Below are 22574 nucleotides of genomic sequence, written 5' to 3'. Positions count from 1 at the left end.
TGTCTATATCAATGTCTATATCTCTTTCATGTTGTATGTTTTTTATTTTCCAACTTGATATAGTATTTCATCCAGTCTCTCGTTTCTTCTTTCTACCTTTTCCTCTTACCGTTTCCTTTTGCTCCTCGTTTCGCTTTTGAGCATAAGAAAAAGCACTCAATCTTGAGTGCTTTAGGATACATTAATTTATGGTGTGACTATTGTGGTATCTTGTCTACTATCATTAAATCCACTTGAACTTTTTCGAGAATACTTGTGGATAAAATGATTGTGTTGGATGGCTGTCGCCAAGTAGTCATTATAAGAGTCTGAGATGTATCATAAGTTTTATAATCAGTTCCAAATTCTTGAACAAATTTTCTTATATAAAATTCATGCAATTCATCAGCTGTCCTAAAATCCACATCCAACGATTTCCAATCAAGAGATGTTGAAATACTTTGCAGTTCCCCATTTTTAAATAAATAGTGTGTCTTACCTGGTAAACCATTTCTTCCTGATGTCGTTAATAAGCCAAGATCACCATCCTTTTTGCCCGCATACAAATACGATTCAACTAAATCATACACTTCTGCTTTCGGCATACCTAATTTAATCTTTGAGTCATCAATCGGTTTCTGTTGGTTTGTTTTAGTATTTTCAGTTGAAGTACCTTTTAGTGGCACCTTTATATTTTGTGATTCTAAATATCTTACCAACCTCGCCATAAATACATGTAAATGTACAAACGATAATTTTTCGTTAGGTTTAAATGTTCCATCACTATAGCCAGTAGTAATACCAGCTGCTACTAATTTTTTTACTGCATTATGCGCTTCGCTTGATTTTGGCACGTCTGAAAATTCTTGATTTCCACTAGGGAGATATTTTCCAAATGCTCTATCAACAAATAAAGCAAAGTGGCCACGAGTTAGTGGATTATAAGGTTTAAACGTACCATCAGAATAACCATTACCCACACCTAATTCACTTAGTACTACAACTTGTCCACTTAGAAGATCGAATTCTAGTATATCACTATAAGGTGTTTTTGCTGGAAAATTTGGAATACCTAATATCTTTGAAAATATTACGACTACACTATTTCTTTTGGCATCGCCACTAAAAAACATATTCTCAGGGTTATCATATACCAACAAACCCCTATCATTTAAAAATTTTAAATCCTTTTAATAAGGACTTGTTTCTGGAACATCCTTAACCACTACTTCTGTCTTCGCGGTTCGGGACTTGCACCCTATAGTTCATACGCATGCCGGGCGCACACAAAAAAGCTACCACTTTGAAAGTGATAGCCAAAAAATTAATCCCATTGAATAGTAAATTCAAAATTCTGATATGCATTATTGTTTTCAGCAGTTTGAATTACTTCTACATAGTTCCATCCATAAGTTAAATTTGTTGCAAGTATATCGTTTTTATTCACTTTTATAAAGTTTCCGTTTAAAACATTTAATTTGTGATTACCTTCTGGTCTAAAGAGGAGACCAGCAACACCAGAAGAACCATCATAATAAAATTTAAAGTATCGTACAGGTGTGTATCTACTAGTATTAGATTTTTTTGTTACACCATTTTCAATTACTGTAGCATTCTCATAAACACTACTAGGAGCCAGTGCTTGTGCTTGAACTTCTGCAGAAATTGTTTCAGTGTTCAATTCTTGAGCTGATGCTTCGTTAGAGAGACCAGTAAAAATACCAAATGCTACAGCTGGGGCTAAAAATAAACTTTTCTTCATAAAAAATTCCTCCTTCTATGTATTACAAACATATTTTACCATAAATAATGTAAGTTTTTACTTTTATTATAAAATATGTATTTTATACCATCTATATTAGGAGTAATTTCAATTTTAAACCATTTATTGTATATTTTATAATAATATCCTGATAAAAAAAGCCTTACCGTGCTAGGGATAAGGCTCGTCTACTACGGTAAAATATTTAATTGTCGAGTTAGCTCATTTCTCACACACGTTGAGCAGGACGTATTTATTATTGCAAGGCAGAAAAGTGTTTTAGATTTATAGTGCATTTCCGTACACTTTTTTAATTATGTTATTTGTTAATCTCGTACACTAAACTATTGATAAGATCAATGAGTGATTGCTTGGTACTCTCGTCTTTCACTGTAGCATTATCGTTAAATTTAGTTCCGACAGATGGAACTAACAACGACCCATTTTCAACAATAATAGTATCAATCATACCCAGCGTAAGCAGTAAAGATTCATGAGCTTTGTCTCCACCGGTAATCGACGGTGAAGCCGTTATAACAGCTAATGGTTTTTTATAAAGTTCTCCAGACGATACAAGCCACTCTAAAGCATTTTTCAAAACCCCTGGAACACTTTTTGCATATTCGGGCGTACAGATTATAAGCGCATGTGCTTCATCTAACATTTTTCTAAAATTCTCAACTACAGGTGGTGGTTCCTTTCCATCTATATCTGGGTTGAAATGTGGAAGGTCCTTTATTCCGTTATAAATAGAGTAATCAATACTTTCAGGAACAAAAGCTGCTAAAGCCTTTAATATATTAGTATTGGAAGAGCCTTCTCGAATGCTACCTGAAATAGCTATTATCTTTTTTATGTTTGTCCATTCTATCACCTCTATAAATAGAATACTTGTTCAAATATAGAGGAATCAAAGATTTTGAACTATTTATGAACCGTCGACTTTCATTATAAAGAACCAGTTTAGATTATAATTAGACTTCCTATATCTCTTAAAAAAATATGGGCCGGCCACATTGTCATTTCTTCGCTGTTAGTTTTACCAGCGCTGGTCGGTCGTCGGTCGGTCTGTCCTGGTAATTTATTGTTTTGAAAAATACCAAGAGAAGAAAGATTTACCTGTCCGACCTCCCCTTAATTTTACACTGTATATTGATTAAAATGATACGTTTGGAACATTTGGAACATATGTAACTAGATTATATGTAAGAAATAGTTTACAATTTGTAAAAAATAAATTACAATCAGTATAAGAGGTGGTGCTATTGTTAAATAACAAATTAGTAATTTGTAGGGCGGAAAAAGGATGGACACAACAACAATTAGCTGATGTGGTTGGTGTCAGTCGACAAACTATAGCAGCTTTAGAGAAAAATAAATATAATCCGTCTTTGATTCTAGCTTTTAAAATTGCTAATTCATTTGAGAAAGAAATAACGGATGTATTTAATTATGTGGAGGATGAATAATGGTCAACGTAGCTACGATTAGTATTTGTGTTTTAGCAGTGTTAGTAATTATTGCAGAATTTTACAAATCTACATTTGAACGTAAGATGGAGTCGCAAGATGAGAGAGGTCAAATGCTCATCTTTAAAATCAAGTCATTTTCTTATTCTGTTCTAACTGTTGGTATATTAATTGGAGTAGCACTAGTAGCAATGTTTAAATTAATAGATAAAGAATATTTTATTTATTATGTAATGCTTGTGTTTTTCATTCAAAGTATATCATCATCTATTTATTTGGCCGTTGTTCGGAGAGTGTAAAATATTTTGTTAATAACCCTGTCTTACATTGAGGACAGGGTTATTTTTGTTTACTTCATCATCATATCAATTACCCGTTCACGCACTCGTTGTACGCTTGTATGACTCATATTAAGCTTTGCACCAATCCAACGGAAAGGCATGCCCTCTAGTAACCAATAAAGTACTTCTTGCTCTATGTCGTCAGTTACCTTATCGATTAGATCTTGTACCATCAACAATTCGCTTTTAGTTTTGTTAATACGTACCTCGCGTGAAGCTCTAATTTGAACATGTGCATGTACTGGATCACTTGTACTTCCAACAGCTTTAGGCATCGTTGCCTCAATACCATACTTTGCTGTAGATGCAGCAGCCGTTAAAGAGTCCAACTCATCCTTCATTTTCATGTACTTACACATATTGTCGTGGTACTTCTTTATTGCTTCGTCCAACTGATAACGATTTAATTCTATCTGCCCTTGTTTGCCCATTAGGTTCGCCCTCCTACGGTGTGGTATAATGATGTTGCAAGCACCGTCAAAGGGCATAAACCAACTCGAGCTGTAGCGTCTGCAAACGCTGCGGCTTTTTTATGTTATAATCTGGTTAAAAAAGGAGCTGTTTACGAATATAAGTTTGTTAAAATTGAGTTTAAAAAAATATCAGGTAGACCTACCGAAGATTACTGAGAAGTAATTAAAAATCACGCAAAAGAAGGTTGGAGATTTATTCAAATCTTAACTCCTGACTTTACTACTGCACCTGGGATGGGTACTTACTATGAACTAATTTTCGAGAGACCACAAAATACATAAAACCTATTTCTGAGGCTATAAACTAAGAACCTTCGAATTTAGTTACTAAGGGTCACCCTATCCAAAGTGACCCTTTAACGGTTTATTTTTACATATTGTGCAGTAAATCATTTTACTTCTTTATAAGACTCAAAAAATTCAATTAATGCTGGAATGGCTTCTTCATTCAAAGAATACATATCATTCATATAAAATCTTCCTGTATTTGCACTTGCGTAATACCATATATCAATGATTTCTTTCGAGTTATCACTGTACATCACTTCAAGCTTATATAAAGGACCTTCATCTGTATGAGGTTGTGATAATATAGTGGCATCTTGCATTGCATCTTCAAAAAGTTTTATTTGAGTGGCATTTTCAACTTCTTGTTTATCTAACTTAGCATTTATTCCTTGTCCAATCACAATTATTTTTTGAATTTCACCTGCAAACTCAAAAGTTTTCATCTCTTCATTATTACAACCGACAAGAAACAACAAAACGAATATTATAAACATTTTTTTCATTAAATCCCAGGCCTCTCCCTATTTGCTTTATAGATTAGACTTAGAATCTAGTAAAAAGTTACAAACTGCTGAAACTTTCATTTACTGCACATTTTCTTTCAATTGGATAATAGCTTTTTATCTTTAAAAACATCACCTATGATTCGTGATCTAAAGTGCACGTTACCAATAAAATTTTCATCCCCTACACAAAATGCTCCCTGATGAAAGATAACTTCTTCGTTCCATCCGTCATCATTTTCTTCATCATCATAAATACGGACAATATGCCCTGCATATATTTCGTTATCATCTAAATCGTTGTGTCCACTGTATTGTAGTAATTTAAATTCTCCATCATTGGCTTGCTCAACAATTCCAAAACCTAATGCTGTTGCAACTCCATTGAAAGTAATACGTTTGTTTTTTAAATCAAGCCATTCAACTTCTACAATTTCCCCATAACTTAAATGGTAAGGATTCGTAATTTTTGCTCGAAATTTAATAGCATTCACTTATAACAACCACCTTCACAATATCTTTCTATTATTTGTATAAAAACATAATCCCATTGCTATTTAATACATAGAATAAACCGTACCTTAAATTGCTTGAGGATAAATACTTTAGCTAATCCTTTAATACGGCACTTCCCATGGCTCCTTGTAAGGTTTAGATTCTTTTTTGATCACTTCTTAGTCTTGTTGGTAAAGATCAGTAACTTCATGAGTATTACATAATAATTCCTAGTGATAATAAAACCTCTTCTGAACAGACTAATTTGAGGAGGTGAAATCCATGTCAAAAAATCGAAACAAGAACCGAACTGCTGACCAAATTAGGCAAAAAATCCAGCAAGCTGAAGCTAACAAAATTCAAGCTTCTGGTCGTTTTTCAAATCAAAATTTAATGAATTCAACGAACAACGTAGAATTCGGAACTGAGACTGATGCGAACCAAGTAAGACAACAAATTCAAAATGCGGAAACAGAGTACCTCCAAGGAGCTTCTGGCCCTAAAGCAAATTATGGTTTTGGAAATAACTTAAATTAATTTTTTCCGGCAGATTTAATCTGCCGGTTTTTGATTTTAATCCTCCCAATTTACCATTCAATCGTCACCTCTGCCCTCGGATTATCTGAATACAACTTTCGAGCAACCAACTCTGTTACTTGGCTATCGTCATACCATAAAAACTTGCTTAGACTGTCTTTAATGCCCTTTACTAAATTGTCGATGTCTGGCTTGGTTGTTGGTATTAAAACGCCATCTACGGCTAATGTCGCCATGTGTATCACCTCGATTATTTATTTAGAAGTTGATTATTACTAAATCGTCACTGTAGTGCCCTCTGGTAATCTTTCACTCCGTTTGTATTAACACTTCATTAATTTTCAGTAATAATTCATCTTTATTAAATTCTTCTTCACCACTTAGCGTATCGAAAGTACTTTCTAATACGAATCTTAGAGAGTTTATTTTTTCTACATTTGTCAATCCAGGATCTTTATAACCGTTTATCACTTGCTTAGCTTTTTTATAGCAAACTCTTAATGCGTGTTCCTCGCTGTTAGTCTCAATAGCCCTATGACATTTAACGCATAAAGTTATTAAGTTTTCTGGATTTGTTCGAACCTCCTAATCTCCGTTTTAATTTGAAAAAACCAAAGAAATCAAAAAATGATGAAATTGGGGTACATTTTGGGGTACGCGTTTTTCTCTCCCCTATTTCGTTAGAACTGGGTCATAATTCAATAACTTAGTAAACTTCCACAAAGCTTGATATATCAATGTTTATAAAGAAAAAAACACTCGTATTTTTTACGAGTGTTTCATAATTTTTATGACAACCATTTTGGAGGAGTATTTTTTTCCCAATAGATATCCCCTAAATTGTAGTGTGCCATAAAGTTATCCTCGGCACTGTGGTAATGGAAGTTATAATAATAGCCTTCCTGTGGTCTTTTTTCAGTTCGTACATGGAAGCGAATTAAATCATTACCCGTTTCATTATTAATGATATTAAAGATTTTTTCTCCATAATTTCCACTTGGTCTTTCTGAGATTGTTAAGGATGCTAAAGATGAATCATCTAAGCTAGCCACTGTCATCGCAATGGCTTCCTCCATTTTCGGAAAAATAACAGCATCAAATTCATTGCTGATTTTTGGTCCAATTTTTGTGCCAAACTTTATGTAGGATTGTTCTTTTGCAGCATCTAAAAGCAACGCATTATAGTCAACTGGATCTTGCTGTATCTCTGTTTGCACTATCTGGGTGTCATCTGGTGCTGCTGCAAGGGCAGTGCCTGTCCCTTGATCTGGTCCTATTGAAGCTCGATTTGAAGGGTTATAATCAAATGCTTCCCATATCTCATGTGTTGGCGTAATTAATCCAAATGTTAAAAACGCAACCATGATGACAATACTCTTTTTAACCCACTTCTTCATTCATTAACACCTTCTCTCTTTATGTACAAATTGGTAATTCTGCTACTAATATATACGTACAAGCTAATAAAAGGTTTCATATTTCTAAAATTCATTGTACAATATTTATGTATAAAGTGAAACTTCATGCACTGGTAGAATGTTCAATCGCCTATGAATGTAAGTTAAAGCAATGTTGCACTTACTGGAAGATGAAGTATTTCAGATAAAAGTGTCGTTTTTTAAAAGGAGGTACAAGCATGGAAATCGCAATGGGTATTGGTCTTTTATTAATGTTAGGTTACTTATCATCTTTATGCTTCACGAACTAATTTAGTTAAAATGCATAATGATAACCGTTCTTATGCACACCGTATTATCAAGGTTTTTGCTATTATTTCCGAATTTCTTTTAACGCAATATGACTTCAAATTGGGGCTTATGGGGCTGCAATGGGGCTAATAAAATACGGCGAAGTTGTGCATAGGAATGTATGAGTGAGATTGGGGCAAATTGCTTCAATCTTTTTTTGTTATTATCCACACATTGCCGTTTCCTAAAAACAAGTTGTTAAACCTTGTGAAAAACGGATTTTTGAATTGTGCCTGCTCAATTTCAAAAATCCGTAACAATTGTCGGAGGCTTTATCTTCATTTTAGATGTTTGGACACGAAGTGGAACCAAAACCGCATTCATCACTCCTCCTTGCATAGTTGGCGCAAAATCATTTTTTGTAAATTAACTTTTATTGATTTTGTTCCAAATTTTCACCGCACTTGGATAACAATTATTAATCGAATATACTTCATCAGCCGAAAACATTTTCACAAAGACCTCATGTATCACAACAGCTAATTTTTCAACAGAAGTTGCTGTTGGTAATAGTTCTACAATAAGTCTTATTTCTGGGTTATATTCATCGTCAGGTGTATGATGTAAAAATTGCTTCGGATCCCAATTATCAATTACTTCTTTTACAATTTTAAAGTGCTCCATATTATCCCTCTTTTAATATTGTTTTTATTGATTTATTCAATGTCCTTATTGAACTAACCTGCACAATATAACTTAAGTTGGTGATCCTGTTGTTAAAACCACATAGCTAATAAAATCAACCAAATTACTGCTAAACCAACTATAACTATACGCATCATACTTAAGCCACCTATCAGGTCATACTTCACTTCTATTAATCTGCTTTGTAATTCAATAATACCTCATACCACTTTTATTTGAACAATTATTTCCATTTACCCTTCCACAACATAGTCTTCTATTGTTTATTCAACCCAAGCCATCGACAAACATCCTATCCACATGTCAATCTACCTTAAAAATTTCCCCTATCAAATAAATAAGAGAGCTATATAAAATTCATAATCTATCACTTATCTCCACTTGGCTTTAATAAATTCACTGGAAGCCATGAACTTTTTGAGTCGGATTCACTTAATACTTCTAGATAACCATTAATTTCAGTACCTAGCGATGAAAAAACACTTCCCTTTTCATACATTATTTCTGATTTAGCTCCATCTAATGGCGTTCTTTTCCCACCTGTATCTTTTGTTAACTCAAAACGCTCTCCGGATTTACTATGTATAGTCTCTGCGATTTTAAGATCTGTACCAGGATACTGATAACACACCATCCAACTACCATCATCGCTCTGGCAATACTCCAGCAGTTGTCCACTATTTGTATCCAAGAAAGAAATGCCCCATCTACTTCTGAAGTTAAATCCGTATGATCCAACACTATAAATACCATCACGATTTATAATAATATAAGTTGGTTCGTTATAGAATGATGAACGAATTTTTATTGGTACTTCTTTAAAAACTACCAAATCCGTTGCTTGTACCCGATATTGCCCCATCTGATAGAATGTTTTGCCATCATATTTTTCAATATCATACGTTTTAAAAAAGTTATTTCGCTTAACCACTAAAGATTCAAACGTACCATCTATATTTTTCCTGTATACTTTGATGTCTTTTTTAAAGGTCATTTTTCCTGTTTGCCCTTTTACAACTTCCGCTCCATCATACATCACTTTTGCTTCTGATTTTGTTGGATTTACTACTGCAAGTACAAATGCTGCTAGTAACACAATCAATAATTTTTTCATTATTCTCTCCCTACTCAACTTAATAAGGTATTATTTTAGCAATTGAAATTAATGATGTCAAAAACCCAACAAAAGTAGTGTGTTTTTCCATAACCATAATTTGACTCATCCACCATTCCAGCTAATTATCTAACGATGGTTAATCCCTTTCCTCTAACCATTTATAAAACTTACCCTCCACAATTTATTAATAAACACATAAAACCACTCATTTACTGAGTAGTCTAATATAGTTTATTCTGCTAAAGCACACTCTAAGTTGAATATAATCATGAATTTTTCTGTTGCTATATTTTTTTATTACAGTTGCTAAAATAAATATGTTACCTTGCATACCAAAAAATATTGAAAAAGCCATCAAAAATAAACAGTGCTAATGCACCACATAACCACAAAAGGAAACTGACAATAGGAATATTATTAAAAGTAGCAAAATATAGAATTTCCTTTTTATCGTAGTATAAAAAGGTCTATAAGTATTAGGAAAAAACTGATTCCCCCCTTCTCAATTTTTAATCATTTACCATTTCTTTCAAATTGTGCCGGTTGTAACTTAATTTCTTCTCAAAACTAAAGATTACTTTACTTTCATAAGTTCTCACATTAAATTTAATAAAACCAAGTGAAGTCCAGAAGTTTAAGGCTTTCTCATTCGTGGAATGAACCGCTATTTGAATACAGTCTACTTGTCGGTCTTTCATTAATTCTTCATAAGTCATATATATGTTTTTAGCATATCCTAAACCTTGATATTTTTTATGTAGGGCCAGTAAACTTAACCACGGTTTTTGATGACGAGGACTTGACATACCGTAATCCAAAATGGCTATATATTCTTATCTTTTTTTACTAAGTATCTCTTAATCTGTAATTTATCAGCTTCTTTAAATGTCTCTAAAATATCCTCATTCTCAAAAACCTGTTTATCATATGCAATTAAATTATATTCGATATTCGAGTTCATAATTTCCTTTTCTACATCCATAAATCTTATATCGTTTTTAATCAAGGTAAACATACTTATCTCTCCTATGTTATTAGTATAATTAAATCACCTATTCACCATTCCTGCCCATTACTTTCTCTGCACCATTTATACATTAAAAATCGGCACTTCACTACAGAAAATGAAAGTTGATTAAGTTCTTTTGGAAGTTGAAGAAGGATTTCAGTTACTTATTTATTAAATATCCACTAAAATGAACTATATTTTAATAGTATAGACATCATATTTTTCGGGATTTATAAAACCTAATTTACTAGCTAAATTAATTGAAGCATGATTATCAACATCACAATCCCAGCATGGTTGAATATTTTCAGAAAGGCAATAATCTATAAATTGCTCAGCAACAATACTTGCTAACCCTTTCCCTCTATAATTCGAGTCGGTTATTATATCTATTTCGGCATAATTTTTAGATTTAAAAATTGAAACGCCTTCGCTAATAACCCTCTCTTTATCCTTCACGCAAAAACCAATTCCATTTTCAAGGAAGTTATCGATAGAATCCCAATATTCGTCATAGTATTTTTTATCAAATTCTAAACAATGTTCAATCAGATTTTGATTAATTATTGTTATATCATACTCGCTAATGTCATTTCTTTTTCTATTTTTATAGGTCATTAAATCAAAAGAAAAAGCATAACGTTGTATTTTTCTTACTTTCATGTCGAGGAGATTTTCAATTGCACAACTCCAAGCCGGAGTAGTAGAAAATAATGTAAATCTTTTCCCTTGATTTACTGATGCCTCAAAAACTCTAACTAAATTCTTAAGAAATAGCTCATCAGTTAATTGCCCTGCAACATAAGACAATCCTGAATCCGTTTGAATAAAAAAAGAGTTATAATTAGTGGAATCTGCATGTACAGTACCTTTAATAGTAGAATCTAATACACTAAATACAAATGTTGGTGCTTCTTTCATTTTCTTCTTTATAATATTAAAATGTTCTTTTGGTACTGTAATCATTTGGTTATACCTCCATCATCCTATTAATCAGAATATTTTCAAACACCTATTTGTTTCACTAACTAACCTGGCCTATAATCACTCTACTTTCATCCTATATGGTTATTTGAAAAAAATTATTATAGTAAAGAACACACAAAACCCCAAGATCTATCAACCTTGCCTCAGAAACCCTTTAACCTTCTTTCACCCAATACATTGTACAATCATCGCTTCGCTCTAAAAAACCATATTCGATTAAATATCTTCTAATGGAAACATAATCACTATAAATAGGCTTTAAAATTGCATTTACTTCTTGTTCGCTATATTTATGACCTACCTCAAACTTCATTACAATATGTTTCAGTAAAATTATTTTCCTTTTTTCCTTACTTGGAAAGCTTTCAATAGGACCATCTAAACCATTTTTAAAATACGTTGCTAATACTTTTTCTGTCTCTTCTACTGTAATTGCATAACGCTCATCAACCTGAGTGGCCCCCTTATGAATAGGTTCGTATACCTTTGTTGTTTCTAGAGCCTGTATAATCGCTAGAAAAACTTTTGCTTGCCTTTCTTTTTCTTTTAATTTAAATCGATGTTGCCGAATCGTTGAAATACTATTTGCAGAAGTGTTTTTTATAATTTCTTTATCTGGTGCCCCTGTTGCAAATAGCTTAAGTAATTCCGTTTGAATATCTGATAACCCCGTGTATTTCTTATCCAATTGAATTAAAGCTTCAAACACAGAGCCATGTTCTTTCTCAATATGGAGCTGTAAAGCTTTTTTAGCTGTAAAAAAACGATCATTTATTTTGAATACTTCTTCAGCATCAAATGTTTTTTTACAAAATAAACATTCATATGCTTCCCCTCTGTTTACAAATCCATTAGATATTTCCTCTATTGTTAAATCATTTATATTCACAAGCAAAATCCCTTCATAAACATTATTTAATAAACAATATATAATATGTTTATTAATTTGTAAACAAAAATAATTTTCGTTCATTCATACCAACAATAAAACAGGTACCCACAGTTCATGAGCACCTGGGCTTACCTATTATTTACATCTACGCTACTGAATCGTAGTTGAAAAAATCCCTTGAAACTTTAGCCATCAATAATTGTGATATCAAATATCATTATTAAGGATTATACCCTCTGACAAAAAAGTAATATGATTTAAATATCCTACCCTTTTGTGAAGGTTAATATTTTTAACAAAGACTTAAAGCAAAATTGAATTCAATTTGAAAGGAAATTTAGAAATCTAAAGGAATACTAAATGAAAATAACAACGAGGTGTGAAATCATGTTAAATAATAACTTAACAGAACTTTTGAAAGTTGAGCATCCGATTATACAAGCTCCAATGGCTGGCGGAGTAACCACTTCAAACTTAGTTGCTGAGGTTTCAAATGCTGGGTGTCTAGGAATGGTTGGTGCTGGTTATATGACACCAATTCAAATGGGAGCACAAATAAAGGAATTAAAGGAGTTAACGTCAAATCCTTTTGGGATTAATCTATTTGTTCCTAATGAATTTAATGTGACAGAGAATGAAGTTAAAACCGCTAACCGTAGCTTAAACCCTCTCCGTCAGCAATTGAATCTACAACCAAAAGATAGTTTTGAAATTCCTAGTTTTAATGATATTTTTGAAACATTTATTGAACAAATTAAAGTTATAATCGAAGAAAAGATTCCTATTTGCTCATTTACTTTTGGTATTCCTTCTAAAGAAGTGATTGTTGAATTAAAACAATCTAACATTATTCTAATGGGAACCGCTACAACTGTTAGAGAAGCAATTGAAAATGAAAAAGCAGGAATGGATATTGTTGTTGTTCAAGGTAGTGAAGCTGGTGGGCATCGTGGAAACTTTATCAATAAACCTACAGAAAGTTTGATCGGTTTAATGTCATTGATTCCTCAGGTAGTTGATAATGTAAGCATTCCTGTTATTGCTGCTGGAGGAATTATGGACGGAAGAGGGTTAAATGCTTCTCTTTGCTTAGGAGCACAGGGCGTGCAGATGGGTACAGCTTTCTTGACTTGCTTTGAAAGTGGCGCACATAAGGTTCATAAAGAAGCCATCTTAAATGCTTCTGAAGATCAAACCGTTTTAACTCGTTCATTTTCAGGAAAATGGGCAAGAGGATTAGAAAATAAATTTATTTTAGAAATGCAAAAACACGAACAATTTTTACCAGACTTCCCTATTCAAAATACTTTAACACAGGAAATTAGAAAGATTTCTAGTGTAGAAAACAATCAAGATTACATGTCACTTTGGTCTGGTCAAAGTCCACGATTAGCCAAGTGTCAAACCGTTGAATTATTAATAAAAGATATTATTGCTGAATCTAAAAAAATAGTATGGGAAGGAAAGGGATGAAAACTACCTTCTTTTTCTTTAGCAGAAATGAATGATGAAGTATCATTGTTAATTCTAGTATTATTCTATAACCAAAAAGGCTTGATTTGAAATCAGATGTTAAAGTAGTTATCAATCCTTATTCGTATTTATCAATGTATTTTGAAATAAAGCTTGATTAATGTGTTTTAGGCATCTTATTAAAAACTCCATTTTGAGAAAGATTGATCAAAATGGAGTTTCTTAGAAGAAATTGTGTATTTTTTCTCCTTATTCTCCAAAATGTCTTGAACTCCGCCATACTTAAACATCTTTTCTTAAAGACTTTTTTAAATTTCGGAGTTTTTTCTTTTTCTAATTTCATCCCGAACTTTATTCAACTTGTAGGAAATTGATAGTAGTTGATTTTTAATCCCTCCAGGTGTAGAGTACGATAAATCGTATCGCTCTCCTTTAAGGAAAGTAAGGAGATGTCTCAATTGATCTTCTGATAGTTTACTTAAGTCTTCTGGTAGCATGTAATAACTCCTCCTTAACACTTAATATATCAATAATGTCGTAATTGCAAGTTTTACCGAAATGCAAACATTCCAATTTAATTAAAGAAGTGCGATGTTTAGTGTTGATGGAGCTGGTATGGGATTCAAGTAAGGAGCGTCTCCCCAGAACTCAAGCACCGAGACAATACGTTCCTGCGGCTGAATCCCAAATTGCTTACACTGTTCTTGATCATAAATCCATTCTGGAATCTTGCGGCGCACGTGCCACGCTTTGGATTTAGCCAGTAATTGAAAGTTCTGTATTAAACAGCATATAGCTGCGTAATCCTCTTCTTGCTTGTGAAGATCGGTTTCTTCTGTTGCCACAACTAATAGGAACACCAACGAAGTATCTTTATATGAAATTTGAAGTATATCTGTTTCCTCACTACCTTTTACATAGATAAAGCGCCATGGTTCTCGTAGTCCATCGTTCGGTGCCCAGATGGCCTCATTCAGAATTTCCAGAATGCTTTGTGAAGTAACCTGAAGATTATCTGAATGTAGCCTATCTCCCCTACCAATTGCAGTCCATTTATGTTCCGCAGGTGTTCTGCTTTTTCGAGTTCTCGGTGTTTTTTCAAAGTATCCTATATTTAAAATACCAGCAAATCTTTCCCCTTCCTGCAAACCAATTTCCTTAAAAAAGGACTTGCTTAAAATCATTGGATCTGTGTACCACAACATCCCTAAACCGTGTTCCCAACCTAGTAATTGAAAATTCTGCATTATGCTACAGACCGCAGCGTAGTTCTCATCGCTCTGCTGCTGATTTTCGGCAGATTCTGCAATAAAAATCAAATGGGCCGGAGTATCTGCTACTTTTTTCATTAAAAAATCAATCATTTTGTTGTTGAGAACGAGTTTTCCAAGTTTACTTTCCTTCAATTTAACTGTCATGCTCTTGGCTAGTCTTTGACGTGACTCATACGTACTGTAGTAAATGCAACGCCACTGTGGCATTTCCTCGGTTATGTACAAGCTAGCAGCTTTATGTAGCAAAGAAATGATTAGTTCTTTATCTACCGGAGCTTCTTTGAATTTCCGTATAGATCTGCGTTCTCTTATCGTCTTAGAAATATTCAATAAAATCCCTCCAATAAATCTTACTTTTAAAAAATGCGGGGAATTAAATACACACTAAGCTAACAAATAAGATATCAATATACTGACATGTCTTGTCTCCCCTAAGATTATTTTGAATCTCAATGTTATTAACGCAACAAAAGGTTAGCTTATTTGTACAATCGACTTTCTAAATTGTTAAAAACTCTTTTTCCTACGCCAAATTAAAGCGTAGAGACTTAGTTACACCTTCCATACAATTTCATTAACCTGTAAATTAAATATTTCACTGTAAATCATAAAGTTTTTCCTTTCATTATCTTATTTTTGTTAACTAGTAAATAATATTGCATATAAGTAAGGATTGTCAAATATTTCGATATCATATTGAAATACGAAAAAGGTTGATAATATAACTGACAAACCTAGGATAATGCCGATCTTCAATCATGAATTCAAAAGTAATATTCAGAAATTGAATGTCAATGATGAATGTGATATGTTAGTTTACAAGTAAACAAAGATCGGGTTTCGGAAGTACTTCATAGTAAAGAATACTAGAACAATGGTTGATGATGGGGATGCTTGAATGAAGATGAATCTTCGGAACTCTCTATATTATAATCAGAATAGATCTCTCAACGATCTCCACGAAATTGCACTCTATTTTGATTTTAAGTTGGTTACAGAAGAAGAAAGTATAGATTAATAAAGGAGATGCAAGACATAATGAATCCATCTGAAGGACTTAAGCGATTGCTATACGAACGCTTTCTCCACTTTGCGCATTTAATGGAAAACAATTTAAGGGACGAGATTGAAGAGTTAGTTTATCTCGCCCAGCTAGAGGGAATTACCTCATGTCCAAACAATATGACAAGTATTCACGTCATTGATTGTATAGGCAAAAACGAACCTATAAACAATACATCCATTGCGGAGAAAATGAATTTGTCCAAGGCTAGTATTTCGAAAATCAGCACCCACCTGATTAAGGAAGGCTATATTAAACGAAGCCAAATGAACGATAACAAGAAGGAAGTATATTTCTACCTTTCGTCTAAGGGCAAACAGATCTTTGAAGTGCACGCCATTATGCATGAAATGATAGAGCGTAGATTTATTAGTGTATTTGACTCATTTTCGGATTCTGAGTTACAGGCATCGCTTAAATTTTTTCAAACAGTGATTGATCAAAGAGACAACATTCTGAAAGGTAACGAAAAAGTATGATGGATGTACATCTCTAGGAGGTACGGGCATATCCTGTGAGAAAAGTTACGCAATAATCATATTCATTGTCAGGTGTTAAATCTGTTGTTATCTTTAATCGGAATCGATATCACAAGGACCTTTTATCAAAAAAAGAAACGGAATTGGAAACTATATATGGTCCAAATCCGTTTTTTTAAATCAACAATATAGCTTTTCACCAATTTTTGAACAGCACTTAATCTCAGAATGATAAATTTATCATACAAATTTGTTACCATTATCTAACTCTTTTAAAATCAACAGTATATCTTATTAAATTTGTCCATACCTTGCTCCTTTGTCAGAGCAATACCTAAATAGAATTTCTAAACTATTTACTGATGGCTTAATCTTAGTTGAGCACCAAGCATCCTTTTTGCCAATAAACTATCCTGGAATTTCACAACATTTGTCAACCTTTTGGTTATTCAACCCATTCAATCACAATTAAGCTGTCAACTTTTTTTCCATCTAAGCTCCAAATAACAACATTGTTGTCTTTGCTAAATGCTTCGCTTTCATTTGAAAGAAAATCAGAATACGATATTTGCTCATAACGTTGATGTTCTCCAGAAATTGTATTGAAGAAGTAATCTATTTTATCATAGCAAACATATATCCGACTTTCGGACGTTATTTCAATGTCCAAGAATTCCCTCTGTTCGGTAGCATTTTGAATGCTTTTTTCAACCGTAAGCACAGTATCCTTTACTTCAACAAACTTTCCGCTAAGATAATTTGGAGTATCGATAAAATCTTGAACGAGTTCTCTGTTTTCAACAGTAGTTTCCTTTGGAGATATTAAAAATAAATCCGTATTGTTTACAAACAAAATGCCCAAGGTAATACTTCCTGATATAAATATAAACACTGTTACGGAAACTAGAAATGATAAATTTGATTTTGCTTTGTTCTTTATCGTTATAAACAACTGATATCCGATGATGACTCCTATTGTGTTTAATAGTAAATCATCGATATCTGTGCTTCCTAATCCAAAAATAAACTGTATTATTTCGATAAAGGCACTAAAAATAACACCGCACAAAACAATAATCTTATATTCCTTTTTCAAAATAATTGGTAGTAGTAAGCCAAAAGGAATGAAAATAATAATATTTCCAAGGACATTTTCCAAAATTCGTATTAATGAAATGTCAGTACTAATCATATCAAAAATTGACTTGAAAGGAATGATACTTATTGTCCGCTCACTTGCACCAATGGCGGCGAATAAGTTATACATGCTTGCTTGTTTAAAAAGCGTAATGCGAAGCAAAATAATGATATAAAGTATAAAAAGCGCAAAAATACAATACCTCAATATTCTTTCTTTTTTACTCATCTTATGACCCATAATTCCTCCACATGAAAGTACCATTAAGAAACGGTTTACTTTTATTTGGTACAATCATACTCCATAAAAATAAACCGTTGATTTTATATTTCTTTTGAAAATCTTATTTTTTTCTTATCTTTCTGGCCTATTATTATTGATAGGCAAAGTAATCGTAAAAACAGTATTTTCTTCAAAGCTTTCTGCGGTGATTGTTCCATTATGTATTCTCATAATCTCCTTTGCAATTGCTAATCCAAGTCCTGCACCGCCTATATCAGATTGCTCGAATTCGTCTGTACGATAAAATTTATCAAATATACGTTCTAATTTATCATTCGGAATAGTTTCACCATGATTTTTAATTTTCGCGATTATACATTCGCTTGATTTCTTTGCCGTTACTTCGATAACAGTTTGCGGGTAACTATATGCGATTGCATTTTTTATCACATTGTTAAAGACTCTTGCAATTTTTTCCGCCTCAACAGCAATAAATAAATCGGTAGCAAGATCTAAATTTAAGCATAGTCCTTTTTGTTGTAGAAACGGATAGAACTCATCAGCTATTTGTTCAATTAAAAAGCACAAATCAGTCTCTTTTTTTACTAATGCTTTGTCTGATAGGCTGTAACGTGTGATATCAAAAAATTCATCTATCAAATTTTCAAATTTCAATGCTTTTTCAAAAGCTGTTCTTATGAACTTTTTCCGGTTTTCCGGTGGCATATCTGGTGCTTCACATAAAAGGCTTAAATATCCGACAACAGAAGCAAGCGGGGTTCTTATATCATGAGCAAGATAGGTAAGAGTATCAGATTTTTTCTGCACCTCAATTTCCATTAAATGCTGTTGTTCTCTATTTCGAGTTTTTAAAAGATTGAGCCAATTTTGCAAATCCGAAAATTCAGCAGGCAATACAATATCGTCTGCAGAATTATCTAATATAGAGTCCAGACTGTCCATGATTTTCATAATTTTGCGTGAGGAATTCCATTCAACACCAATCCATACTAATAATTGTGATGTTACAATAATAAAGAGAATAACTGCCGGTTCATAGCGATGAATTAAATACGCTAAATTGTAGCCTATCATTTTTTCAAGAAGAATATAGAAATTGTCTGAACATGCAATCATTATGATAAAATAGCCAATTGCAAAAATAACTAATACAGTAATTGCCCATATTAAATGCCGAAGCAATAATGTTTGTTTATATTTTTTTGAAAACTTCTTATTCAATGATATATCCTACTCCCCATATAGTTTTTATAAATTTCGGCTTATTTCCAGTATCATCTAGCTTCTCTCTTATATGCCTAATTTGAACCATTACTGTATTTCTACTGTTTTTAAAATATTTCTCACCCCATACCTGGCGAAAAATTTCGTCTGCGCTAAAAACTTTTCCTCTGTTCTTGCACAAAAGCCATAATATAGAAAACTCTGTCGGTGTCAACTTAATTGTTTTGTCGTTTAAATTACATACATGGGAAGTTTTATTTAGAAAAAGGCCCATTACCATAATGGTTTCCGATGTATTGTTTTCTTTCCCGTCATAATGATGCACTCTCCTTAATTGAGCCTTTACCCTTGCTACTAATTCAAGTGGCAAGAAAGGTTTTGTAACGTAATCATCTGCTCCCAATGATAATCCTGTAACACGATCTATTCCCTCTGTTTTAGAAGTAAGCATAATGATAGGATAAGTATGTTTTTCACGAATTAATTTACACAATTCAAATCCATTTCCATCTGGTAACATCACATCTAAAATTGCCAAATCAAAGCTTTCGTTTTTAATAAGCATAAGAGCGTCCCGTGAAGAATAGCACTTAAATACTTGAAAATTTTCATTTTGTAAGAACATTTCTATTAAATCAGTAATTTCTTTTTCATCTTCAATAATTAGTATTTTCTCATTCATTATATAGGCTCCTTATTTTTTTCTTTAATATGCGGGCTCTTCTGACGTCAGATTCATATAGTTTTGGACGAGCAAATCGAAAAAATAACGACATAAACCATCAGTTGTTGCTTTGTCTATAGTAGCATCTCACCTTATATTTCTATTAAGAGCTTTTCATATGTCCAATCTAAAAACTTGTAGACATTTCCTTTGTTAATTTTCAATTGTATTCGCTCCAAAAATTCAAAAGTTTGGTAAATCTATTCTATCAAAACATAGTAGCAAAAACTCTGAAGATGAACATTTTCTTAATGCTCGCATTAATGTTGTCACTTTAGGATTTACTTTTTAAATAAAAAAGCCCAATTTCTCAACATTAAAATCAAGAAATCGGACTTCTTCATTATTCCAATAAAAAATTTCGTTGCTCATATTGCTTGGTTATAAGTACTGGGGCTTTTGGTAGCATCATAGATATTGGAAACGGTTAAAGGTGGGGCTATTAAACTTTTATGTTTTATTTAACGTTACACAAAATAATTCATTATCTCTTATACAAAAAAGTCCGCAAAATCACGGACTTTTCCTTTTTTAATGCCATTTTAGTTGTTTACAATCCCAATGCTTGAAAAATTCTTCTTCCTGTAAAATCACATCATAGACGGGACTTAGGAATTTCTGTACTTGCCTTGTAACTATTTCAGATGTGGCTTGTTGCAGGAATTGTCTCATAAAAAATGCATGGTCCTTTTCTATAGTGAGTCGCTGTTGATCAAATAAAGTATCAATACATTCCTGTAGGACACGCCCCTCTATTGTCTGTGTATTAATCAATGCAAAAATTGTCTGAATGGCATTAATTGTCGTATCTAAAGTAGGGGTTTTATATATTTCTATAAATTTAGATGCAATCACATGCTCAGGAGCTTCTATTATCAGTACAGGGGAAGCCATTTGGAGCAATGTTGGATAAGCCATTGTTTTTAATGCCACAGGAGTATTTTCCCTAGAGTTAATCTGTAATGTTATGTATGTTTTCAGATGAGCCAGGATCGCTGGTATTTTAATAAACAGACCTTCATTTTCTGAAGAGATCATCACTTCATCCCATAAAAATTCAATTCCATCTTCTTGCCCCTCCATTGAACAAATCTCCTTGAATACTTGCTTTATAATATCTATTTGATAAGCAACTGGTTTAGCTGCAAATTTAGTATTTTTTGGTGGTTTTATAAAACCTTCTGTTACAGCGAACAATAAAGAATCTCCTGCAAGCCAAAACTGATCTTGATAGGAAGAAATCGATATTCGATAAATCATCCTTTCTTGACAATATAGTGCTATAAGTATGTCAATGCTTTCCTCTAAATCCTGTGCCTTCTTTGTTAATTGCTCAATAATAGTCATTGATATTGTATTCACATCTCTCATTGTCATCCTCACCCTTATCATATCAAAATTTTATTAAAATTCTAACTACATTATGACGTAAAGTAGAATTGGAGTAAACGGTAATATATACCAACAAACACCAAAAAACCTTTCGTTCATCTGAGCGAAAGGCTTCTAAATTGGACAAGGGGTAGCCACGCGATTGCGAAGCCACCCCTTTAGTATTTAATAGGTAACATTTTCGTAAATTGTAAAAAGTCTCAACCCAATCATCTGGGGAATATTATCTTGAAACACAATTGTTTCATCACCGCGGTAAAATTCCACTGTGTGCCTTCTAACTTAAGCAACGCAAACCCAACCTTCTTTTGCGTCCTTGCAGCCCCAAAGCATGCGCCAGTGTGAATAAGTATCCTCAAAAACAAAAAGCAGAATGCCAGATTACGGAAATATGCCACCTAAAATAGCACGGTGTTAATTATAACATATTATTTCCAAAGAGTAAAGAATTAAAATTACCAGGGTATTCCCTGTGAAACGTTCATCTTATATCCGTGCTGTGTAGACCATGATACCAGTGACTCCCAAAATCTTTCGCAGACTAGAATAATATGCTGTGGATTCGAAAGATTGCCGGTCATCACCATTTCGCATAAACTAGCAAATTCTTTTGGCTTATCTGTAAATGTTAGGGCTTCCGGAAGAACCTGGGCAGAGGTAGTATAGCATCGTTGATGGTGTAAGCCAATAATCATGGCACCACCCATTGCTAGATTCATCGCTAAAATTGGTAAAAATGAGTCAGGGCCCTGAACTTGTATATTTCGGATTTTTCCCATGTACTCATACATTTCTTCCACTAATGTCTGGCAAATCACTTCTTTAAAAACAGATGAATCTATGGTCGTTATGTTATCTTTAAGGCTATGGAAAAATGAATCTGGGTCATAGAGAGGAAGAATATCGAAAAATTGACCATGTGTTAGTGGCCATTCTTCATCTACACTCGCTGCTTCTGCTAAAATCGATTCCCCATCATCAAAGTTTATTTCTGCTTTCCAATCCCCTGCTGTCCACTCATAGGAAAAACTCTCCTTTAAAGAATGGCGTACACATTTCATTTCAATATCAGAATATGGCCCATCTGTTTTTCTAGCCAAAGAACCATACAATCCAATTGCTTTTACCTTTTCACCATATTTCATTAAAAGCTGATCAATAATCGTCATTACAATATTCATTTTATCTTCTCTAGTCATTTTACTTGGACCCATTATCAAGTCTCTCCTTTTAAATGTAGTATAGGATGGCAATGATAATTGCCCAAGGTGGTCCACGAGCTTAACGAGGAATTTTCTCTGGTGTCATAGTTAATTTCT

The 22574-nt window shown here is 33.1% G+C and carries 27 protein-coding genes; 6 read left to right on the top strand and 21 right to left on the bottom strand.

The features are described from left to right. Positions 1-197: 197 nt before the first annotated feature. From AC2CGN_RS07440 to AC2CGN_RS07430, 3 genes are all read right to left on the bottom strand, one after another. Positions 198-1139, bottom strand: a complete 942-nt coding sequence (locus tag AC2CGN_RS07440) for an S-layer homology domain-containing protein (protein ID WP_484512999.1) — start codon at positions 1137-1139, stop codon at positions 198-200. A gap of 164 nt (positions 1140-1303) precedes the next feature. Continuing rightward, entirely contained in the window at positions 1304-1741 is a 438-nt protein-coding gene (locus AC2CGN_RS07435; RefSeq protein ID WP_484512997.1) for a hypothetical protein, read from the bottom strand. Between the two features lie 319 nt (positions 1742-2060). Further along, the gene (locus AC2CGN_RS07430; protein WP_484513187.1) at positions 2061-2612 is read right to left on the bottom strand and encodes an NADPH-dependent FMN reductase; all 552 of its coding nucleotides are present in this window, start codon (positions 2610-2612) and stop codon (positions 2061-2063) included. 394 nt (positions 2613-3006) lie between these two features. Between AC2CGN_RS07430 and AC2CGN_RS07425 the strand changes: the two genes are divergently transcribed. Continuing rightward, positions 3007-3210 carry a helix-turn-helix transcriptional regulator gene (locus tag AC2CGN_RS07425; RefSeq protein WP_054550329.1) on the top strand — a complete coding sequence of 68 codons (204 nt, stop codon included), beginning with the start codon at positions 3007-3009 and terminating at the stop codon, positions 3208-3210. Beyond that, positions 3210-3509 carry a hypothetical protein gene (locus tag AC2CGN_RS07420; RefSeq protein WP_429981631.1) on the top strand — a complete coding sequence of 100 codons (300 nt, stop codon included), beginning with the start codon at positions 3210-3212 and terminating at the stop codon, positions 3507-3509. Before AC2CGN_RS07425 ends, AC2CGN_RS07420 begins: the two co-directional genes overlap by 1 nt. Positions 3510-3559: 50 nt before the next feature. On the opposite strand, the gene AC2CGN_RS07415 is transcribed toward AC2CGN_RS07420, so the two are convergent. Then, positions 3560-3982: a hypothetical protein gene (locus AC2CGN_RS07415; protein WP_484512995.1), complete on the bottom strand. Its 423-nt coding sequence runs from the start codon at positions 3980-3982 to the stop codon at positions 3560-3562. A 204-nt stretch (positions 3983-4186) separates the two neighbouring features. Between AC2CGN_RS07415 and AC2CGN_RS07410 the strand changes: the two genes are divergently transcribed. Further along, on the top strand, positions 4187-4306 hold the full coding sequence (locus tag AC2CGN_RS07410) for a DUF4177 domain-containing protein (protein WP_484513185.1): 120 nt from the start codon (positions 4187-4189) through the stop codon (positions 4304-4306). 107 nt (positions 4307-4413) lie between these two features. Here AC2CGN_RS07410 and AC2CGN_RS07405 read toward each other — a convergent pair whose 3' ends face one another. Together AC2CGN_RS07405 and AC2CGN_RS07400 are read right to left on the bottom strand one after the other, a co-directional pair. Continuing rightward, a complete protein-coding gene (locus AC2CGN_RS07405) occupies positions 4414-4815 on the bottom strand; it encodes a YhfM domain-containing protein (protein ID WP_429981629.1) in 402 nt (133 codons plus the stop codon). 98 nt (positions 4816-4913) lie between these two features. Beyond that, positions 4914-5309, bottom strand: a complete 396-nt coding sequence (locus AC2CGN_RS07400; protein ID WP_429981628.1) for a YopX family protein — start codon at positions 5307-5309, stop codon at positions 4914-4916. Positions 5310-5592: 283 nt separating this feature from the next. On the opposite strand from AC2CGN_RS07400, the gene AC2CGN_RS07395 reads away from it, so the two are divergent. Next, entirely contained in the window at positions 5593-5847 is a 255-nt protein-coding gene (locus AC2CGN_RS07395; protein ID WP_429981627.1) for a hypothetical protein, read from the top strand. A 50-nt stretch (positions 5848-5897) separates the two neighbouring features. On the opposite strand, the gene AC2CGN_RS07390 is transcribed toward AC2CGN_RS07395, so the two are convergent. From AC2CGN_RS07390 to AC2CGN_RS07355, 8 genes are all read right to left on the bottom strand, one after another. Next, complete coding sequence (locus tag AC2CGN_RS07390; protein ID WP_484512992.1) at positions 5898-6083, bottom strand: RusA family crossover junction endodeoxyribonuclease; 186 nt, start codon at positions 6081-6083, stop codon at positions 5898-5900. 552 nt (positions 6084-6635) lie between these two features. Further along, the gene (locus AC2CGN_RS07385; protein WP_286923024.1) at positions 6636-7244 is read right to left on the bottom strand and encodes a YpjP family protein; all 609 of its coding nucleotides are present in this window, start codon (positions 7242-7244) and stop codon (positions 6636-6638) included. 717 nt (positions 7245-7961) lie between these two features. Then, positions 7962-8219 carry a DUF1871 family protein gene (locus AC2CGN_RS07380; protein ID WP_429981598.1) on the bottom strand — a complete coding sequence of 86 codons (258 nt, stop codon included), beginning with the start codon at positions 8217-8219 and terminating at the stop codon, positions 7962-7964. A 388-nt stretch (positions 8220-8607) separates the two neighbouring features. After that, entirely contained in the window at positions 8608-9354 is a 747-nt protein-coding gene (locus tag AC2CGN_RS07375; protein ID WP_484512990.1) for a hypothetical protein, read from the bottom strand. 512 nt (positions 9355-9866) lie between these two features. Next, positions 9867-10175, bottom strand: coding sequence for a GNAT family N-acetyltransferase (locus AC2CGN_RS07370; RefSeq protein WP_484512988.1), 309 nt, complete (start codon positions 10173-10175; stop codon positions 9867-9869). Between the two features lie 5 nt (positions 10176-10180). Beyond that, positions 10181-10372, bottom strand: coding sequence for a hypothetical protein (locus AC2CGN_RS07365; RefSeq protein WP_484512986.1), 192 nt, complete (start codon positions 10370-10372; stop codon positions 10181-10183). A 186-nt stretch (positions 10373-10558) separates the two neighbouring features. Next, the gene (locus AC2CGN_RS07360) at positions 10559-11332 is read right to left on the bottom strand and encodes a GNAT family N-acetyltransferase (RefSeq protein ID WP_484512984.1); all 774 of its coding nucleotides are present in this window, start codon (positions 11330-11332) and stop codon (positions 10559-10561) included. A 175-nt stretch (positions 11333-11507) separates the two neighbouring features. Beyond that, positions 11508-12326, bottom strand: a complete 819-nt coding sequence (locus tag AC2CGN_RS07355; RefSeq protein WP_429981594.1) for a DUF2087 domain-containing protein — start codon at positions 12324-12326, stop codon at positions 11508-11510. 306 nt (positions 12327-12632) lie between these two features. Here AC2CGN_RS07355 and AC2CGN_RS07350 point away from each other — a divergent pair, with 306 nt between their 5' ends. After that, positions 12633-13718 (top strand): NAD(P)H-dependent flavin oxidoreductase, encoded by a 1086-nt coding sequence (locus AC2CGN_RS07350; protein WP_484512982.1) that lies wholly within the window; start codon positions 12633-12635, stop codon positions 13716-13718. 308 nt (positions 13719-14026) lie between these two features. Here the strand turns inward: AC2CGN_RS07350 and AC2CGN_RS07345 are convergent, their stop codons facing one another. Both AC2CGN_RS07345 and AC2CGN_RS07340 read right to left on the bottom strand, forming a co-directional pair. After that, entirely contained in the window at positions 14027-14215 is a 189-nt protein-coding gene (locus tag AC2CGN_RS07345) for a hypothetical protein (protein ID WP_429981592.1), read from the bottom strand. An 81-nt stretch (positions 14216-14296) separates the two neighbouring features. After that, positions 14297-15322 carry a nitroreductase family protein gene (locus AC2CGN_RS07340; protein WP_484512980.1) on the bottom strand — a complete coding sequence of 342 codons (1026 nt, stop codon included), beginning with the start codon at positions 15320-15322 and terminating at the stop codon, positions 14297-14299. Positions 15323-16030: 708 nt separating this feature from the next. Between AC2CGN_RS07340 and AC2CGN_RS07335 the strand changes: the two genes are divergently transcribed. Continuing rightward, the gene (locus AC2CGN_RS07335; protein ID WP_429981590.1) at positions 16031-16534 is read left to right on the top strand and encodes a MarR family transcriptional regulator; all 504 of its coding nucleotides are present in this window, start codon (positions 16031-16033) and stop codon (positions 16532-16534) included. 445 nt (positions 16535-16979) lie between these two features. Here AC2CGN_RS07335 and AC2CGN_RS07330 read toward each other — a convergent pair whose 3' ends face one another. From AC2CGN_RS07330 to AC2CGN_RS07310, 5 genes are all read right to left on the bottom strand, one after another. Beyond that, positions 16980-17900: a VanZ family protein gene (locus AC2CGN_RS07330; RefSeq protein WP_484512978.1), complete on the bottom strand. Its 921-nt coding sequence runs from the start codon at positions 17898-17900 to the stop codon at positions 16980-16982. A gap of 126 nt (positions 17901-18026) precedes the next feature. Then, positions 18027-19136: a sensor histidine kinase gene (locus AC2CGN_RS07325; RefSeq protein ID WP_484512976.1), complete on the bottom strand. Its 1110-nt coding sequence runs from the start codon at positions 19134-19136 to the stop codon at positions 18027-18029. After that, positions 19129-19821, bottom strand: a complete 693-nt coding sequence (gene vanR, locus AC2CGN_RS07320) for a VanR-ABDEGLN family response regulator transcription factor (protein ID WP_429981587.1) — start codon at positions 19819-19821, stop codon at positions 19129-19131. Before vanR ends, AC2CGN_RS07325 begins: the two co-directional genes overlap by 8 nt. Positions 19822-20394: 573 nt before the next feature. Continuing rightward, a complete protein-coding gene (locus tag AC2CGN_RS07315) occupies positions 20395-21210 on the bottom strand; it encodes a nucleotidyl transferase AbiEii/AbiGii toxin family protein (protein WP_484512974.1) in 816 nt (271 codons plus the stop codon). A gap of 500 nt (positions 21211-21710) precedes the next feature. Continuing rightward, complete coding sequence (locus AC2CGN_RS07310; protein WP_484512973.1) at positions 21711-22469, bottom strand: ANT(4')-I family aminoglycoside nucleotidyltransferase; 759 nt, start codon at positions 22467-22469, stop codon at positions 21711-21713. Positions 22470-22574: the final 105 nt, after the last annotated feature.

This window comes from Lysinibacillus sp. DFXJR4 (genome assembly GCF_057196045.1).
The sequence above is the reverse complement of the archived record's forward strand: the minus strand, read 5'-3'. Positions and strand labels throughout refer to the sequence as shown.

Excerpts from the sequence above, each read along its gene's own strand:
- AC2CGN_RS07315 (WP_484512974.1), bottom strand. The coding sequence starts at position 21,210 with ATGACTATTATTGAGCAATTAACAAAGAAGGCACAGGATTTAGAGGAA.
- AC2CGN_RS07390 (WP_484512992.1), bottom strand. The coding sequence starts at position 6,083 with ATGGCGACATTAGCCGTAGATGGCGTTTTAATACCAACAACCAAGCCA.
- AC2CGN_RS07395 (WP_429981627.1), top strand. The coding sequence starts at position 5,593 with ATGTCAAAAAATCGAAACAAGAACCGAACTGCTGACCAAATTAGGCAA.
- AC2CGN_RS07330 (WP_484512978.1), bottom strand. The coding sequence starts at position 17,900 with ATGAGTAAAAAAGAAAGAATATTGAGGTATTGTATTTTTGCGCTTTTT.
- AC2CGN_RS07385 (WP_286923024.1), bottom strand. The coding sequence starts at position 7,244 with ATGAAGAAGTGGGTTAAAAAGAGTATTGTCATCATGGTTGCGTTTTTA.
- vanR (WP_429981587.1), bottom strand. The coding sequence starts at position 19,821 with ATGAATGAGAAAATACTAATTATTGAAGATGAAAAAGAAATTACTGAT.
- AC2CGN_RS07405 (WP_429981629.1), bottom strand. The coding sequence starts at position 4,815 with ATGAAAAAAATGTTTATAATATTCGTTTTGTTGTTTCTTGTCGGTTGT.
- AC2CGN_RS07345 (WP_429981592.1), bottom strand. The coding sequence starts at position 14,215 with ATGCTACCAGAAGACTTAAGTAAACTATCAGAAGATCAATTGAGACAT.
- AC2CGN_RS07420 (WP_429981631.1), top strand. The coding sequence starts at position 3,210 with ATGGTCAACGTAGCTACGATTAGTATTTGTGTTTTAGCAGTGTTAGTA.
- AC2CGN_RS07355 (WP_429981594.1), bottom strand. The coding sequence starts at position 12,326 with ATGAACGAAAATTATTTTTGTTTACAAATTAATAAACATATTATATAT.
- AC2CGN_RS07360 (WP_484512984.1), bottom strand. The coding sequence starts at position 11,332 with ATGATTACAGTACCAAAAGAACATTTTAATATTATAAAGAAGAAAATG.
- AC2CGN_RS07415 (WP_484512995.1), bottom strand. The coding sequence starts at position 3,982 with ATGGGCAAACAAGGGCAGATAGAATTAAATCGTTATCAGTTGGACGAA.
- AC2CGN_RS07375 (WP_484512990.1), bottom strand. The coding sequence starts at position 9,354 with ATGAAAAAATTATTGATTGTGTTACTAGCAGCATTTGTACTTGCAGTA.
- AC2CGN_RS07350 (WP_484512982.1), top strand. The coding sequence starts at position 12,633 with ATGTTAAATAATAACTTAACAGAACTTTTGAAAGTTGAGCATCCGATT.
- AC2CGN_RS07335 (WP_429981590.1), top strand. The coding sequence starts at position 16,031 with ATGAATCCATCTGAAGGACTTAAGCGATTGCTATACGAACGCTTTCTC.
- AC2CGN_RS07365 (WP_484512986.1), bottom strand. The coding sequence starts at position 10,372 with ATGTTTACCTTGATTAAAAACGATATAAGATTTATGGATGTAGAAAAG.
- AC2CGN_RS07435 (WP_484512997.1), bottom strand. The coding sequence starts at position 1,741 with ATGAAGAAAAGTTTATTTTTAGCCCCAGCTGTAGCATTTGGTATTTTT.
- AC2CGN_RS07310 (WP_484512973.1), bottom strand. The coding sequence starts at position 22,469 with ATGGGTCCAAGTAAAATGACTAGAGAAGATAAAATGAATATTGTAATG.
- AC2CGN_RS07380 (WP_429981598.1), bottom strand. The coding sequence starts at position 8,219 with ATGGAGCACTTTAAAATTGTAAAAGAAGTAATTGATAATTGGGATCCG.